Genomic DNA, 15,274 nt, shown 5'->3' with positions numbered 1-15,274 from the left:
CTCAGTAGACAAGCTGTACTCCTTTCCCGTCGCAATCCACGGATAGCATGTGCACATCGGTCAGGCCGAGCTTCAGGCCGAGCGTATTGTTGATCAGCGGCTGCAGCACCGAGACGCCCACGGCGTCCAGCGCCGGCTGCAGGATCTTGAGCAGCAGGCCCACCAGGGCCGTGACCGCATTGGATGCATTGCCGGCCCCGGGCGCATTATTGGGCGTGGTGCTCAAGGCGCTCTTGAGCTGATTCAGGCAGCCGGCTTCGCTGCCCGCGATATAGCCGCTGCAGCTATTGAGCCCCAGCACGTCCAGCAAGCCATTGAGCAGCCCTCCCACCACGCCCAGCACCCCGTTGACCAGGCTGCCCACGCCTTGCAGCAGACCCGGAATATTGAGCGTCAGCAGGCTGCCGAGGATATTGACCGTCGATCCCGTCAGGCCGCCCAGGAAACCGCCCAGGCCGGAGGAGGCGTCCTTGACCTGGTTGAGCGCCGCTGTCAGGCGGTTGCCGCGGCAGCTGGGGGTGTTGGCCGAGCAGACCGACGTCGCCGTGCCGTCCCAGAGCTGCTGCGCGAGCTGGTCGCGCACCTTGCCCTGGTTGGTCGCGTTGAGCAGCGAGCTATTGTTCAGGCCGCTGCCCACCACCAGGCCCAGCAGGGCGTCGGTGAGATTCTTGACCGTGGCGCCGATGGCCAGGGGGTTGCCGCCCGGCGGCAGGGTCTGGGTCTGGCCGGCATAGAAATCGGCCTGCCCGGTGGACGGCAGCGCCGCGACATTGACCTTGGCCGTGTTGAGATTGGCCAGGCTCACGCCCAGGACGGACAGGTTGAGCAATTGCTGGCTGGCGTAGCTGTCATCGCAGCTGTACTGGGTGGAAAACGGCCAATTGGCGTCGGCCCCGGCCGGCGGGCCGCCGATGCACATGCGCATGAGCGCGGCGTCGGCCCGCACCGTCGCCAGGTCGCGGCTCTGCGCATCGCGCGCCGTGCACAGGCTGGTGATCGTGCCCTTGCCGGAGACCACGTCCACGGTCAGGGGGATATTGAGGTTGAAGCTCACCAGATTGCCCAGGAGGGAGACGGGCTGTTTGTTGGGCGTGCTGATCTGGACGAAGGCGCGCACCTGGGCGGTATAGGCCTGGGCGCCCACGCCGCCGATGGCGATCGAAGGCGGCTCGATCACGCTGGCCTTGGCGCTGATGGTCAAGAGGCCGGGCACCGTGAGGGACTGGCCGACCTCGACGGCATGGCCCTTGCTTCCGACGCCGATGGCCGTGGCCAGCACATCCAGGGCGTTGAGCTGCGCATTGAGCGCCGAGCCCACGTCCGGCCCGGTGATATTGGCGAACAGGCCGGAGAGGTTGCCCGCCGAACCGAGCCGCAGATTCAGGTTGGACACGCCCAGCTTGCTCTGGACGGCATTGAGCAGGCCGACATTGGCCGCCAGCAGTTCCTGGCGGCCGGCCACCGTGACCACGGCATTCAGGACGTCGCCCAGCAGCCGCGTATTGGCGGCCAGCAATTGATTGAAGTCGCCCAGCGAAATATCGGCCGGCACCGGGATGCCCAGCTGCTGCAAAAGGCCGGCCGGCGTGATCTTGGCCGTGGCCAGGCCGGCGTCATAGCCGGCCAGCGAGGTGCCGCTCAGGTCCAGGCCGACCTGCTTGAGCAGGTTGGTCAGCACGCCGGCCTGGGTCGCCGCCAGCGTCGTGCCGACCCAGAACGCGGCCACGGGCTCGGCCGGCCGCGCGGCGACGGCCTCGGCCTCCAGATTGCGGGAGGTGGCATAGGGAAAGAGCGCCGCCACGGGCAGGGAGAGCTGCACCCGCACGGCGTTCAGGCGCTCGCCGGCGCCGGGCGCGCGCACATAGCGCGGCGCCAGCGCGGCATTGCCCGGGTCCCAGCGATAGCAATCGACCTGGGGCGGCGAAAGGGCCGCCGCATAGCTGCCCAGGTTCTGGCGCGCATTGGCCGTGGCCGCCGTCCTGGCCCAGGTGCAGGTCGTGCCGTCCAGCACCTGGGCGGCCGTCAAGGCGCCCAGGTCGGCGGCTTTTTGCAGCTCGCGCTTGACGTAATAGAAATAGCCCAGCTGGGCGCCGCCCAGCAGGATGATGCCGACCAGGATGATGAGCGCGGCCGACACCAGGATGGAGCCGCGTTGACGCCAGGCTCGGCTGCGCCCATGCATGATCGGGCCTATTGGCTCATGCCCAGGCCGCCGCCCGAGCCGCTCTTGCCGCTGGTCGCGCCGCTCTCGAACCACTGCGGCAGCGGGTGTTCGAAGCTCTTGAGATAGCGCCGCCAGGCCGCCGTGGCCACGGGCCCCTGCAGGCGCAGTCCCGGCCCCGCGCGGCGGCCGTCGGCCTGGGCCTCCATCAGCGCCCGGGTGACGTCGCCGGGGTTTTCCTCGACAAAGGCGGCGGGCGCGGACGGCGCCGCGGGCGCATCGACCTGGCGCACCACGGGCGGCGCCGCGGCGGGCTCGCCGCTGGCGACCGGCGCGGCGGCGGGCGGGTTCGCCGCGGGCGCGCTCACGGCGGCCCCGCCGGTCAGCGGCGCCTGGGTTTGCGCATGGGCCAGGGCGCAGGTCAGCAGGGCCGGCAGGAGGCAGTATTTCAGGGATCGGGACACGTCGGACCTCCGTCGGCGTTATTGCACTAATGGGGGATTGCCCAAGCGGTCCAGCAAAGGGCGCTGCACCATGGGGATCGCGCTGGCGGGCTCGGCGGCCGGGGCAGCGGGCGGGCCCGCGGGAACGGCCCGCACCACGGGTCCGCCGGGCGCGCCCGGCCCGCTATTGGCCGAGACCGCCGCCGGGCGGCGGATCTCCGCGGCCAGCTGATAGACGCGGTTGCGCGCCTGGGGACTCAGCTGGCCCCGCGTCATGACCTGCTGCGCCCCGCCCTCTTCGCCCTGCAGCACCAGCAGCAAGGCCAGGTTGCCCAGGACGCGCGCATTGCCCGGATCCAGCTCGGCGGCCTGGCCCAGCGGCAGGCGCGCGCCCTGCAGATCGCCGGCCCGCAGCCGCGCATAGCCCAGGTCGCCCAGATACTGGGCATCGGTCGGCCGCAAGGCGGCCGCGCGCGCCAGGGCGTCGACGGCCCCGGGGAAATCCGAGCGGCCGGCGGCCAGCAGGCCCAGGCCATGCCAGGCCGCCGGAGCCTGCTCGCCCGACAGCAGGCCGCGGTAGAGCTTTTCGGCGGCCTCGCCCTGCCCGGTCATGCGCAAGGCGTCCGCGCGCATGACCTGCACTTCGGGCGTCTCGCCATAGGTCTGGCGGTAGGCGTCCAGATAGGCCAGCGAAGCAAAATAACGCCCGCTTTGCTGGGCCTCGCGGATCACCGACAGGGCCATGGCCGGGCGCGAAGCCATGGCGCGCTGGCGCTCGGCCTCCTCGCTCTTTTGCTGCATCAAGGCCTGCTCCTGCTGCTGTTGCTGCATCAGCTGCCAGGCCGTGTCCACGTTGGTGCTGGCGCAGGCGCCCAGGAGCGTGAGCCCCCAACCTGCCGCCATCAGTCTGCCCATCCTCATGTCTAGCCTCCATTGATGCGCGACAGGCCGCGTATCACCGCCAGGAATCCGGCGCCGCCGGTCACGATCAACAAGGCCGGCAGCAGCGTCAGCACCATGACGCCGGTCATCTTGACCGTCAGGCGCGCCACATGGGCCTTGAGATCGAGCTTGCGGCGGTCGCGCACGCGCTCGCTGAAGCGGGCCAGCGGCTCCTGCACCGCGCCGCCGTGCTTGTCCACCTGCACGATGAGCCGGCAGATGGCGGTGAGATCATCGTTCTCGTAGTCGACGGCGAGCCGGCCCAGCGACTGCTCGCGGCTGCGCCCGCGTGTATACAGGTCGGCCGAATAGCGCAGCTCCGAGGCCAGCACCGGCATCACCGTCCGGAAATCGCTCACCAGCACATGGATGCTCTGGTCCACCGACAGGCCCACACCCTGCAACAGCCGCATCAAGTCGATCAGCAGCGGCAGCTCGCTTCCCGCCGCCTTGCGCCGCTGCCGCCAGCGCCGCATCAGCCACCACTTGGGCAGCATCCAGCCCAGGGCAAAACCCAGGAAGACCGTGATGAACCAGACCAGGAAGCCGCGGCCGCCCAGCAGGTCGTCCAGCGACAGCCAGGCCAGCAGCGGCAGCAGCAGCGCCAGCACGGCGCGGGCGATGATGAACAGACCCTTGGCGCGGCCGGACTGCTCCAGAAAGCAAAGCTCGGCCAGGCGGCGGTCCTCGGCGGCCAGCAGCGACTCTCCCAGCCTGCCCCGCCCGAGTTTCAGGCCGGCCGAACTGGCGGCCTCGGTCACGGCCGCGGCGCGCTGCCGGGCGCCCTTGGGGATGTGCGGCGCGGGCGGCGCGACGCCGTCGCGCGCGGCCAGCGCGCGGTCGACCACGGCGCGATTGCGGTCGGCCCGGCCGATGCGCACGAACACCGCCACGCTGACGATGAGGCAGCCTATCATCATGGCGATGACGGCGCTGATCAGGAACCAGCGGGCGCCGGAATCGTTGAGCATGGCTTCCATCGACGCTCCTTACACCCCCCGCGCCATGCGGAACAGGCAATAGCTGCCGGCGATCTGCAGGCCCAGGCCGCCCATCAGCATCCTGAAGCCCACCGGGTCGCGCCACATATTCATGAACAGGTCGTTGTTGAAGATGATGATGAACAGCGCCAGGCCGATGGGCAGCAAGGACAGGATCCAGGCCGACAGACGCACCTCGGCCGACAAGGCCACCAGTTCGTCGCGGGCCTGTTCCAGATCGCGCATGAAGGCCGCCATGCGTTCGAGCACCTGCTCGCTGCGCCCGCCGAAGCGCAGGGCCAGCGCGATCACCGACGACACCAGGAAGAGTTCCTGCAGGCCGTATTGCCGCGAGACGATGAGCAGTGCGCTGTCCAGGTCCTTGCCCGAGCGCGTCAGCGCGTCGGCGCGCTCCAGCACTTCGAGCAGAGGGTCATCGACGGCCGTCATGGCGCCCTGGAAGGCGGCGTTGACACTGTTGCCTATCGTGATGAGCCGCACCACGCCGTCCAGAAAGCCGGGCAGCTGGTTGATCATGCGGCGCCGGCGTTTGTCGGCCTTGCGCCAGAGCCGGAAAATACCCAGCAGCGCAAGCAGCGCGAAGGCCGCCGCCGCCGAGGCCGGGCCGCCGAATGCCGCGCCCAGACCGCCAGCCAAAAGCGGCGGCAGCAGCAAGAAGGCGTAGAGCCTGCCGTCCGAACGCTCGCCGGCCAGCAGAAGCATTCGGGCCCAGGCATTGCCGCCCATGCGTATGGGACGCAGCAGCCGTTCGGCCGCGCCCCGGTCGGCGGCCGCGTCAAGCCGCGACGCCAGAAAGGCCGAGCTGGCCGTGCGCCGCGCGCCCGCGCTGGCGCGGCGCAGCAGCACAAAGGCCGCGGCCGCCAGCAGCAGGGCCGCGCCCAGCAGGATCAGGGCCGCCGTCATCGCCGCCTGCCCCAGAAACCGCCGCCGCCCGTGGACTCGGGGTCGTCCGGCGCCAGCGATGCGCGCATTTCGGTCCAGGCGCGCGCCAGCTTGGGCGTGTGAGGATTGATGCCCAGGCTCACCCAGTTGTCCTTGTCTTCGCCGTCCGGCGTCACATAGGACTCGTAACGGTAGAGTTCCTGCGTGGCGATGACGTTGTCGCCCATGCCCGTCACCTCGGTCACCGAGATGACGCGCCGCTTGCCATTGGGCAGGCGGCCGATCTGGACGATGAAGTCCAGCGCGCTGGCGATCTGGCGCCGCAGGCTGTCCTCGCTGCCCTGAAAGCCCGCGAAACCCGCCAACATCTCGATCCGGTACAGGCATTCGCGCGGCGAATTGGCGTGGATGGTGGCCATGGAGCCTTCGTGCCCGGTATTCATGGCCTGGAGCATGTCCATGACCTCGGCGCCGCGCACTTCGCCCACCACCACGCGGTCGGGCCGCATCCGCAGGCTGTTGCGGATCAGGTCGCGGATGGTGATCGCGCCCGCGCCGTCAAAACCGCCCTGGCGCGACTCCAGCCGCACGACGTGCGGGTGGTTGAGCGACAGCTCGGCGGTGTCTTCCACCGTCACGACGCGCTCACTCTCCGGAATAAAGAAGGCCAGCGCATTGAGCAGCGAGGTCTTGCCCGAGCTCGTCCCGCCCGAGACCAGCACGTTGCAACGGTGCTTGACCGCCAGGTTCAGGAGACGATGGATCTCCTCGTTGAAGGTCCCCAGCACCAGCAGGTCGTTCGGCTTGAGCGGATCCTGGCGGAATTTGCGGATGGACACCATGGGGCCGTCGACGGCCAGAGGCTCGATCACGACATTCAGGCGGCCGCCGTCGGGCAGGCGCGCGTCCACCATGGGACTGGACTCGTCCAGCCGCCGGCCCAGCGGCGCCAGGATGCGCCGCACGATGCGCAGCACATGCTGGTTGTCGGTAAAACGCAGGCTCTCGCGCGCCAGCACGCCGCGGCGCGAGACGAAGACGTTGTTGTAGCCGTTGATGAGCACATCCTCGACGGCGGGATCTGCCAGCAGATCTTCCAGCGGCCCCAGCCCGGCCAGCTCCTTGGTCAGCGAGCTGCTGATCTGGGCCAGCTCGGCCTCGTTGATCGCCAGCCGCCGCATGCGCGCAAAACTGGCGACCTCGATCTCCACGAATTCCTGGATCGCCGCGCGCGTCCAGCGGCCGAATTCGGCGCCCAGCTCCTCGATGCGCGAGAGCAGGTGCTCGTAGGCCTGGCTCTTGACGTCCTGGAAACGCTGCGAGCTGGCGAACTCATCCGGCTCCTGGCCGCTGCCGAATTCCATCGATGCCGACATGATCATGGTGGGCGATTCCTTCAGTGCGGCATCATGCGCTTGTGGACCCCGGGCAGCCAGGCGGCCAGCCAGCCCTGGCGAGCGCCGGGCGCCATGCGTTCGGCCAGCATGCGGTCGACCAGGCTCTGCACGGCCTTCACATACAGATCCCGCTCGGCCTGCTGGTAGAGCAGGCGTCCCTGGTTGGTGCACAGCATCAGCGGCAGGGTGCGGTCCGGCAGCGTGCCGGCCAGCGCCAGCCCGAAGCGTTCGGCGATCTGCAGCGAGGTCATGCCGTAGCGCTCGTCGTAGCGGTTGACCACCAGCTTGATGGTTTCGCGCTGCACATGCTGCTGCTCAAGCTCCTGCAGCACGCCAGCCAGCGAGACCAGCGAACTCACGCTCTGATCGGTCACCAGCCAGATCTCCTGGGAGCTGCGCGCCAGCTTGGCGACGAACTCGGGATTGGAAAAACCGCCCGCGTCGGTGACCAGGAAACCATAGTGCTGGCGCAGGCGTTCGAACAGCGACAGCGAATCGGCCGGAGACAGCGCGCGCACCTGGGCCACGTCGCGCGGCAGCGCCATGGCGCTGATGCCCGCCGGCGTGTGGGCCATGGCCGAACCGAGCAAAGTGCCGTCCAGCCGGCGCAGATTGCGCACGGCCTCGGCGAAATCGAAGTCGCTGTTGATGTTGAGATAGAGCAGGCAGTCGCCGATGGGCCAGCCCAGGTCCAGCACGCAGACCCGCTCATTGAGCGGCAGTTGCGCGGCCATCAGCTCGCCCTTGGCCTGCGACTTCGCGCCCTGGGCATTCTGGCGCGCCAGCGCGGCCTGCGCCAGATGCTGCTGCGCCAGGCCGGCGACATGCACGGCCAGGGTGCTCGCGCCCACGCCCGGGCGCGCGCCCAGCACCAGGACGCTGCGATGCGCGCCGCCACCGCCGTCGGCCTGGCGGCGATTGGCGATCAGCCGCTGCACCACCGCCCTGACCTCGTCGGGCGAGATGGAGGGATCGACGAAATCGCTCACGCCGGCGCGCAGCGCCGCGATGGCGCCGTCGGGCTGCGAAAGATAGCCCACCGCCACGCGCGGCAGCGAAGGCGCCACGCGCATGAGCACCCGGGCCAAGTCGGCGGCGATCAGGAGTTTGCCCGGGTCGGCCTGGCCGCCCGTGAAATCAAGGAACACGACCTGCGGATTGATTTCCGCCAGGCGCTGGGCCAGCACGTCCAGCGCGGGCGATTCCTGGGTCAGCAGGCCAAGGTCGCCCACGGCCTGTCCCAGCTGCTGCGCCACGCCGTTGTCGCTTGAGCAGAACAGGAAGCAATTGGCCTTGTCCAGGCCAACCCATTCTTGGGCGTGAGTCTTCATATCGTTCACTGTGAAAAACCCGGCATTTGCTGGCCTCCCATGGGGCCTAGCAGGTAATACCCCCAGGCATTGAAGCCGGAGTCGGTCACTTCCTGGCGCGCGCCGGGTAGCGGCAGGGTGACGCCGCGCGCGATAGGCCGGACCAGACGGGGGGTGACGACGATGACCAGTTCGTTATCCTCTTGCGAGTACTGCACATTGCGGAAGAATGAGCCGATGATGGGCAGGTCGCCCAAGAGCGGGATCTTGCTGACGTTGGCCTTGGTCTGGCGCGAGACCAGGCCGCTGATCAGGAAGCTCTCGCCGTCGCCCAACTCGACCATGGTGTCGGCGCGCCGCGTGCGCAGGGCCGGGATGATGGTGGTCGAGTTGTTGGAATTCACGATGGTCGTGCCGTTGGCGTAGTCCAGCTCGCTGGCCTCGGGCGCGACCTTCAGCGCGATACGCTCGCGCGAGATCACGGTGGGCGAGACGGTCAGGCCGATGCCGAAAGGCTTGTAGGTCACGTTCTGCGTGCCCAGGCCGCCCGATTCCGGCACGGGGATTTCACCGCCGGCCAGGAAGCTGGCGCTCTGCCCGGACAGGGCCAGCAGCGTGGGCTCGGCCAGCACGCGCGCCAGGCCATTGCTTTGCAGCAGCTGCAGCGTGGCATTGAAATCGCGGCTGCTATAGCTGATGGACCCCATGAAGCCGCCCGCCAGATTGGGCAGCAGGTTCACCCCGCCGCTAAAGCGCGAGCCGCCGGCATTGAAGCTCACGCCGATGTCTTTCATGACGCTGCGCGACACCTCGACCACCTTGACTTCGACCTGGACCACCCCGCTGGTGTTGATCTGCGAGACATCCACCACATTCTTGTCGCCGCCGGCGGCCTCGACCGCGCCGCGATGCGCTTCGGCCGAGGGCGCCACGCCGCTGACCAGGCCGGTGCCGCCGGCCATGTCCACGAAGGCGCCCGGCTGCACGCCGCGCGTGGCCAGCGCCGCCTGCACATCGGTGGCCACGCGCACCACCCAGACTTGGGGATCGCGCTGGCCGCGCGCCCAGACGCGCAGCTCGGTGGTGCCGGCCTTGCGGCCGATGATGATGATTTCACCGGCCCGGTTCGGCCCGGCCGGCAGCACCTTGACGTCGGCGACCTCGGGATCGGCCACGGCGATGCGGGCAGGCGCCGCCGCCAGGCGCAAAGGCTCCTGGCCCTTGACCGCCACCACGATCTCGCCCGCCGCGGCGGGACTGGGCGCGGCGGCGGGCGCCGGCGTCTTCTGGGCCTGGACGGGCAGGGCCGGCGGCAGGGCCAGCACGGCCGTGAGCAGCGTCCATTTTCCTGCGTTGCGTACTGTCGTCATGCGCGTTTTCACGGATAGGTCTGGAAGGACGGTCATCAATAGGCCACGTTCTGCACGGTCGAGCCGCGCAACACCTCGACGCTGCGGCCCCCGCCCGAAGCCTGCGGCCGCGCGGGCGGCTGGGGCGGCGGCGTCGGCCCGGCCAGCTGGGTCAGGCCGTCGCCGGCGAAAGCCAGGTTGACGCCATCCTGCGCGGCCGCCTTCTGTTCCGGCGTCAGGTTGGCGCGCGTGGCCAGGACCGGCGTGCGGGCCGGGAAGAGCGCGGGATCGGGAACGGCCTCATCGGCGGGCGAGCGCAGCACCAGCTGCAGTTTCCCGGCACGCGCGGCCAGCAAGAGCTCGTTGACCTTGGCCACGGGCACGGCCAGCATGGCATTGCGCGCCACCGGCGCCGGGTTGCCGGAGCCCGCGCCCGCCGCGTGGTCGGGCTCGGCCGGGCCGTCGACCGAATCCCGGCCATAGGCCAGCACCTTGACGCGCGACTGCAGCAGCCGCATCTGCGAGCCCTGCACCTCGGCGCCGCGCTCCATCAGCATGAAGACATCGATCAGGTCGCCCGGCCGGATACGGTTCTGCGCGCCGGCGATCTCGTCGACGGCGATCGTGACAGCGCGCTCGCCCGGCTCCAGGTGCGAGGCCAGGCCGATGGCCAGCACATAGGGACCCACGGGCTGGCCGGCCACCACTTTTTCGCGCAGGATGCGGCCCGTCACGAGGCCGGGGTCGGCCACCGCGACTTCGGGCGCGACTTTCCATTGCTCGACCTTGAGCATGGTCTCGCTCAAGCGGGCGCCGGCGTCGAGGTTTTCCTTCGCCACCACCACGGGCACCCGGGTCTCGGCCTGCTGGGGCGCGCTCTGCGCCACGGGCGGGGACGGCGGCGGCGGCGCATCGCGCATCGCCAGACGGACCGCCAGATAGCCCAGCACCAGGGCCACCAGGAGGAAGAAGACGGCGGCGACTTTGGTCAGACTGTTCATGGCGTCACATCCTGCGGAATCTGCACAACGGCCCAGGCATTGAGGGTGCTGGGAAACCAGGGGCGAGAAGAAAAGACGTTGACCAGGGAATTCATGGTGGCCAGCAGCGGCCAGGTGTCGGCGCGATAGGAGACCGACACGCGCGCGCAGCGCGGGGCCGCGCCCGTGGCCGTGGTCCAGGCGCAGGGCTGGACCTGAGTATTACAGCTGATGGTCATCCAGGCGGCCTCCTGGCGCGCGGCCGCGCAGGCCGCGCCAAGATTGGCCACGCCTGTCCGGAAACCGGTCTGCAGCATGGCCTGGGCGCCCTCGCCGGCCGCCTTGGTGACTTTCTGCTGGGCCCAGAACCAGGCGCCATAGCCGGCGATGGCCACCACCAGCATGAGCATGAGCAAGAGGGTGATGGCGAACTCGATGGCCGCCGCGCCGCGCTGATGAAAGCTGCGCCGCATCTCAGCCTCCCGCCACCGGACCGCCCAGCCGCACCGAGGCGCGCGCGGTCAATTGCGCCGGCAGCCAGGGCAGCACCCCAGGCAGCACCGGCACCAGCGGGCCCGCGAGATAGGGGTAGCGCACCAGGACCTCGATCTGGTCGGGATCCAGGGCGGCGCCGCTGCAGGCGCCCTCGCCCTGCAACAGCCCGTTCGCTCCACAGACCGCGATGGCGGCATCGGCATTGCCCATGCTCTGCACCCAGGACAGCTGGCGCAGCGCCTCGGCGCGGGCGCGCAGCGCGCGCGGACCCATGGCGTTGGCGCCCTGCCACTGCAAGGCCATGCGCGCGCCCTCCTGGGCCGCATGATTGAGGGATTGCTGCGCCACGAAGATCAGGCCCCAGGTCAGAATGCCGTAGACAACCAGGAAGAACACCAGGAACACCAGGGCGAATTCGACGGCATAGCTGCCAGACTGAGCGCGGCCAGGGCCAGATAGCCCGCGTAGGGCACGCCGCGCCGCTTGCGTCCGGGGTTGCGCAGCACGGCCAGCGCCTGGCACAGCGCATGGATGCCCGCCGGGATGCTGGCCAGGAGCAGCACCGTCAGCCAGGGAAGAAACCCCAGCCACAAACCGAGGACGGCGAGATATTTGACGTCGCCCGCGCCCATGAGACGCAAGCGCCAGAACACGATGAACAACAAACCGATGGCAAACGGCAAGATCGCGTCCAGCCAGGCGCGCGGGCCGCTGGCGGGCCAACCGCCGCCCAGACTGTGCCAGGCCAGCCAGCCCAGCTGGGCCAAGGCGGCGATAGACACCAGCCAGTTGGGCACGCGCCGCCAGCCCAGGTCGTAGACGACGACCGCAGCGTTGAAGGCGAGCCAAGCCATCCACCACGCATTCTCCTTCAACAAGGTAAGACTCCCGTCGTTGATCAACGGCATCAAGGCGAGACATGCCCGAAGCGCGCGAAGACTCCGGACGAAACCGCGGCGATGAAGACCCTCGGGCCTTCATCGCTTGAAGCAGAATGGTTACTGAGTGGTGTTCCCGCCGCCACCGCCGCCGCCAGCCGGCGCGACGCTGGTCAAGGCGGTATTGATGCGTTCGAACAGGCCGTTCAGGCCGCCAGCCAGTATGGTCAGGCCGCCGATGATCGCCACCGCGACCAGGCCCGCGATCAGGCCATACTCAATCGCGGTCGCGCCGTCTTCGTCGCGCCAGAAAGCAGAAAGTTGCGCAAACATAGACACCTCCAAAAGCGAAATACAGGTACTACAGGTTGAAAAAACGCCGCGGCACCCGGGCGCTGCCATTGCCCCCCCGGCACGCCCGGAGCGGGTCAATCCCTACGACTTCTCAACATCTGTCTACCCGGCCTGTTGTCAGGCCGGCCCTGCGGGGCGCGAACCGCCTCCCAGAAGATCATCGACGCGCGCCGCCATGCGCAACTGATAGTCCTTGTAGCTGCGGTGCATCTGCCAGCGCATGGCGATCAGGATCGCCAAGGCCCCGGCGAAGGCCACATAGGGCAAGGAGGCGCCGCCCACCAGCCCGGCCTCGGCAGGGTCCAGCGGCGCACGGCACACCACCATGCCGGCGGCGGCTCCCGTGTAGTGCATGCCGCAGATCGCCACCGCCATCACCGCCGCCGCGGCCACCCGCTGCCACTCGCGCTGCACATTGAATGCGAGCCACACCGCCACCGTGGCGGCAAGAATGGCGATCAGCACCGACAGCGCGACCAGCGCACTATTCCAGCGAAAGAAGGCGGGCATGCGCATGGCGCTCATACCGATGTAATGCATGGCCGCGACTCCCAGGCCCACGGTCACGCCAGCCACCAGGCAGCGCATCAGCGAAAACGGCCTGCCTCCCACATAGAGAAAGGCCACGGCGGAAAAGCAGATCGCCACCAGCGCGCTCAACAGTGTCGGTCCCAGGCTGTAGCTCACGTCGAAAGGCAGGTCCTGCGCCTGCATGCCGATGAAATGCATGCCCCAGATGCCAATGCCGCCCATCGCGACCGCGCCCACCACCACAAAACCCCGCCAGCTGTCTCCAAACTGCACGCTCAAGCGGATTCTGGCTGCCGCGCTTAATGCGACATAGGCTCCCAGAAAAGCGACGACAAACGACAAAATCACCAGAGCCATCTGGAACGAGAGCGGAACCACGTCTCCGGGATTCATGTCGACTCCGCGGTCAATGCGCAACGCGCACTATTAGAAACCTAATCATTTGCGCGCACCCTGTTAACCCAGAACTGCGGTTTTGATTCAGCCGAGGAATACTGAAATTTTTGTTTTGAAATGTTTATCTAGTCTTATCTATTAACATTCGCTTTACATCAGGGTTTTCCCGAACATTCGTAATATTGCGACATGAGAAATGCAACCGATATTCATAAATCTGGCAATAAATGGAATTTTTTAGCAAAAAAGCGGCAAAATCTGCCCGTGCCGACCTCTTGTCGGGCCTGGCGGTGCAATAAACGCAATCTAAATTCATGGGGGTTTGTTCAGGATTGCTGCCCCGATGGCTTGCTGGCAAGATGCAACCAAAATCGAGCCCGTAACGAACTGAAAACTATCCGGCGCCCGAGCGCCCTATCCGTCAAGCCGCATCGATGAAGCATTCCGTCCATCGCAGTTTGCTGATCCCCTTGAGCCTCTCGTTGGGCATCACCACGGCCTGGGCCGACGGGCCGCTGCGAGGCAATCCCGTGGACGCGCTGCCGCAGATCGAGCGCCCCCCGACTGCGGCGCCGCCCACGCCGGTCGCGCCCACGCCGGAACAGCAGGCGGTGGCCGCCCGGCTGGCGCAACATATTGTTCCGCGACATTTCGATGTGTCGGGCGTCAAGACCCTCCCCTTCGAGGAAGTTGCGGCTTTTCTGACGCCCCTGGCCGGCAAGGATATAACCGTCGCGCAATTGGTGGCCGAGGTCGATAAAATCACGGCGCTTTATCGGGAGCGCGGTTATCCGCTTTCTTTTGCCCTGGTGCAAAACCAGGATTTTGCCAATGGCCTGGTCGTGGTGACCGTGGTCGAGGGTTATATCGACAATGTCCGCATCGACGGCGATATCGGTAATGCCCGACAAAGACTGGAAAGCCTGGCCCAGCCTTTATTGCAGGAAAAACCGCTCAAGCAGGCCACGCTGGAGCGCGTGCTCAATCTGATGCGCACCGTGCCAGGCGTATCGTTCACGCCAGCGCTGGAGTTGCCCAAGCGCGCCAACGGCGCCACCGAACTGAGCCTCGCGGCCACGCGCAAGAAGTTCACCGGCAATGGCGGCATCGCGGATATGGGCACCGGCATGCAGCCCATCGTCAATGTGGGCTCCAACAGCCTCACGCCGCTGGGCGAGCAGGTGCGCCTGACGGCCAGCATCCCGCTCAATACCGATGATGTGAAGTACTTCGCCGGCGAGGTCCGGATCCCCGTGGGCAACGACGGCTGGTCCGTCAAGGTCGATGGCTATCACTATGAAGCCCGGCCCCAGGATGACGCCATCCAATACCTGGGCTTCGAGCGCAAGGTGACGACCGACAGGATAGGCGTCGGGGTGAGCTACCCCATCCTGCTGAACAACCGGCGCTCGCTTACCGGCACGCTGGGGGTGTACGCCACCAACGCCAAGGACCGCTATGACCTGCGCCACACCGACAAATGGCTGCGCGAGGACTCGCGCGTGCGCGCCGCCACGGCCGAGCTGCGCTACCTGGACGTGCTGCCGGAACGCTCCACCGACGCCACCCTGAGCGTCTCCAAGGGCTTTGACAGCATGGGCGCGCGGGCCAAGGTCACCAGCAACTATGGCTACGAAGCCACGCCCCCCACCGACCTGGATTTCACGCGATGGAACCTGAGCGCGCGCCAGGCCTTCACCCTGCCGGCCCAGTTCGGCCTGGTGTTCAGCGGCGCGGGCCAGTACAGCAGCGATATCCTGCCCACTTCCGAGCAAGTGTCCTTCGGCAGCTGGCGCTACGGCATGGGTTATCCGCAAGGCGAGATCAGCGGCGACAAGGGCCTGGGCCTGTCGGCCGAAGTCAACCGGCGTTTCAATATCGGCTACCAGTATCTGCGGGCCTTGCAGCCCTACGTCATGGTCGATTACGCCCGCAGTTGGTATAACAACGCGGCGCTCAAGCCCGTCAATCCCAAGCATCTCTCCTCTGTGGCCTTGGGTTTCCGGGTGACGGACGATAAGTATTATCTGTTCGATTTCAATATTGCGAAGCCCGTCGGCGCGGCCACCCTGAATGACCGCGACCGCGATCTTCGCTTCAACGCCAACTACTCTTTGTTCTACGACGCCTTATAAAAAACGTTCCGGCGTTACGT

The 15,274-nt window shown here is 67.6% G+C and carries 15 protein-coding genes; 1 reads left to right on the top strand and 14 read right to left on the bottom strand.

Annotated elements, in window-relative coordinates; translation table 11 throughout:
• Position 1: 1 nt before the first annotated feature.
• From L540_RS18250 to L540_RS18185, 14 genes are all read right to left on the bottom strand, one after another.
• Positions 2-2,182 (bottom strand): TadG family pilus assembly protein, encoded by a 2,181-nt coding sequence (locus L540_RS18250; protein WP_043214812.1) that lies wholly within the window; start codon positions 2,180-2,182, stop codon positions 2-4.
• An 8-nt stretch (positions 2,183-2,190) separates the two neighbouring features.
• Positions 2,191-2,625, bottom strand: a complete 435-nt coding sequence (locus L540_RS18245; RefSeq protein ID WP_231584888.1) for a DUF3613 domain-containing protein — start codon at positions 2,623-2,625, stop codon at positions 2,191-2,193.
• 18 nt (positions 2,626-2,643) lie between these two features.
• A complete protein-coding gene (locus L540_RS18240; RefSeq protein ID WP_197085670.1) occupies positions 2,644-3,519 on the bottom strand; it encodes a tetratricopeptide repeat protein in 876 nt (291 codons plus the stop codon).
• An 8-nt stretch (positions 3,520-3,527) separates the two neighbouring features.
• Positions 3,528-4,526 (bottom strand): type II secretion system F family protein, encoded by a 999-nt coding sequence (locus tag L540_RS18235; RefSeq protein WP_043214815.1) that lies wholly within the window; start codon positions 4,524-4,526, stop codon positions 3,528-3,530.
• A 9-nt stretch (positions 4,527-4,535) separates the two neighbouring features.
• The gene (locus tag L540_RS18230; RefSeq protein WP_043214817.1) at positions 4,536-5,450 is read right to left on the bottom strand and encodes a type II secretion system F family protein; all 915 of its coding nucleotides are present in this window, start codon (positions 5,448-5,450) and stop codon (positions 4,536-4,538) included.
• Entirely contained in the window at positions 5,447-6,811 is a 1,365-nt protein-coding gene (locus L540_RS18225; RefSeq protein WP_043214819.1) for a CpaF family protein, read from the bottom strand. The genes L540_RS18230 and L540_RS18225 overlap by 4 nt, the downstream gene beginning before the upstream one ends.
• A 14-nt stretch (positions 6,812-6,825) precedes the next feature.
• Positions 6,826-8,166 carry a P-loop NTPase family protein gene (locus tag L540_RS18220; protein ID WP_043214821.1) on the bottom strand — a complete coding sequence of 447 codons (1,341 nt, stop codon included), beginning with the start codon at positions 8,164-8,166 and terminating at the stop codon, positions 6,826-6,828.
• On the bottom strand, positions 8,163-9,506 hold the full coding sequence (locus L540_RS21920; protein ID WP_048026610.1) for a type II and III secretion system protein family protein: 1,344 nt from the start codon (positions 9,504-9,506) through the stop codon (positions 8,163-8,165). The genes L540_RS18220 and L540_RS21920 overlap by 4 nt, the downstream gene beginning before the upstream one ends.
• Before the next feature lie 35 nt (positions 9,507-9,541).
• Complete coding sequence (gene cpaB, locus L540_RS21915; protein WP_043214823.1) at positions 9,542-10,486, bottom strand: Flp pilus assembly protein CpaB; 945 nt, start codon at positions 10,484-10,486, stop codon at positions 9,542-9,544.
• A complete protein-coding gene (locus L540_RS18205; protein WP_043214825.1) occupies positions 10,483-10,938 on the bottom strand; it encodes a TadE family protein in 456 nt (151 codons plus the stop codon). The genes cpaB and L540_RS18205 overlap by 4 nt, the downstream gene beginning before the upstream one ends.
• Before the next feature lies 1 nt (position 10,939).
• The gene (locus tag L540_RS18200) at positions 10,940-11,365 is read right to left on the bottom strand and encodes a TadE family protein (RefSeq protein ID WP_231584886.1); all 426 of its coding nucleotides are present in this window, start codon (positions 11,363-11,365) and stop codon (positions 10,940-10,942) included.
• Positions 11,326-11,814: an A24 family peptidase gene (locus L540_RS18195; protein WP_231584884.1), complete on the bottom strand. Its 489-nt coding sequence runs from the start codon at positions 11,812-11,814 to the stop codon at positions 11,326-11,328. The genes L540_RS18200 and L540_RS18195 overlap by 40 nt, the downstream gene beginning before the upstream one ends.
• Positions 11,815-11,958: 144 nt before the next feature.
• Positions 11,959-12,171 carry a Flp family type IVb pilin gene (locus L540_RS18190; RefSeq protein WP_043214830.1) on the bottom strand — a complete coding sequence of 71 codons (213 nt, stop codon included), beginning with the start codon at positions 12,169-12,171 and terminating at the stop codon, positions 11,959-11,961.
• 138 nt (positions 12,172-12,309) lie between these two features.
• Positions 12,310-13,116, bottom strand: a complete 807-nt coding sequence (locus L540_RS18185) for an MHYT domain-containing protein (protein ID WP_043214832.1) — start codon at positions 13,114-13,116, stop codon at positions 12,310-12,312.
• Positions 13,117-13,553: 437 nt separating this feature from the next.
• Here L540_RS18185 and L540_RS18180 point away from each other — a divergent pair, with 437 nt between their 5' ends.
• Positions 13,554-15,254, top strand: coding sequence for a ShlB/FhaC/HecB family hemolysin secretion/activation protein (locus tag L540_RS18180; protein WP_043214835.1), 1,701 nt, complete (start codon positions 13,554-13,556; stop codon positions 15,252-15,254).
• Positions 15,255-15,274: the final 20 nt, after the last annotated feature.

The organism is Bordetella pseudohinzii (assembly GCF_000657795.2).
Taxonomy (GTDB): Bacteria; Pseudomonadota; Gammaproteobacteria; order Burkholderiales; family Burkholderiaceae_B; genus Bordetella; species Bordetella pseudohinzii.
The sequence above is the reverse complement of the archived record's forward strand: the minus strand, read 5'-3'. Positions and strand labels throughout refer to the sequence as shown.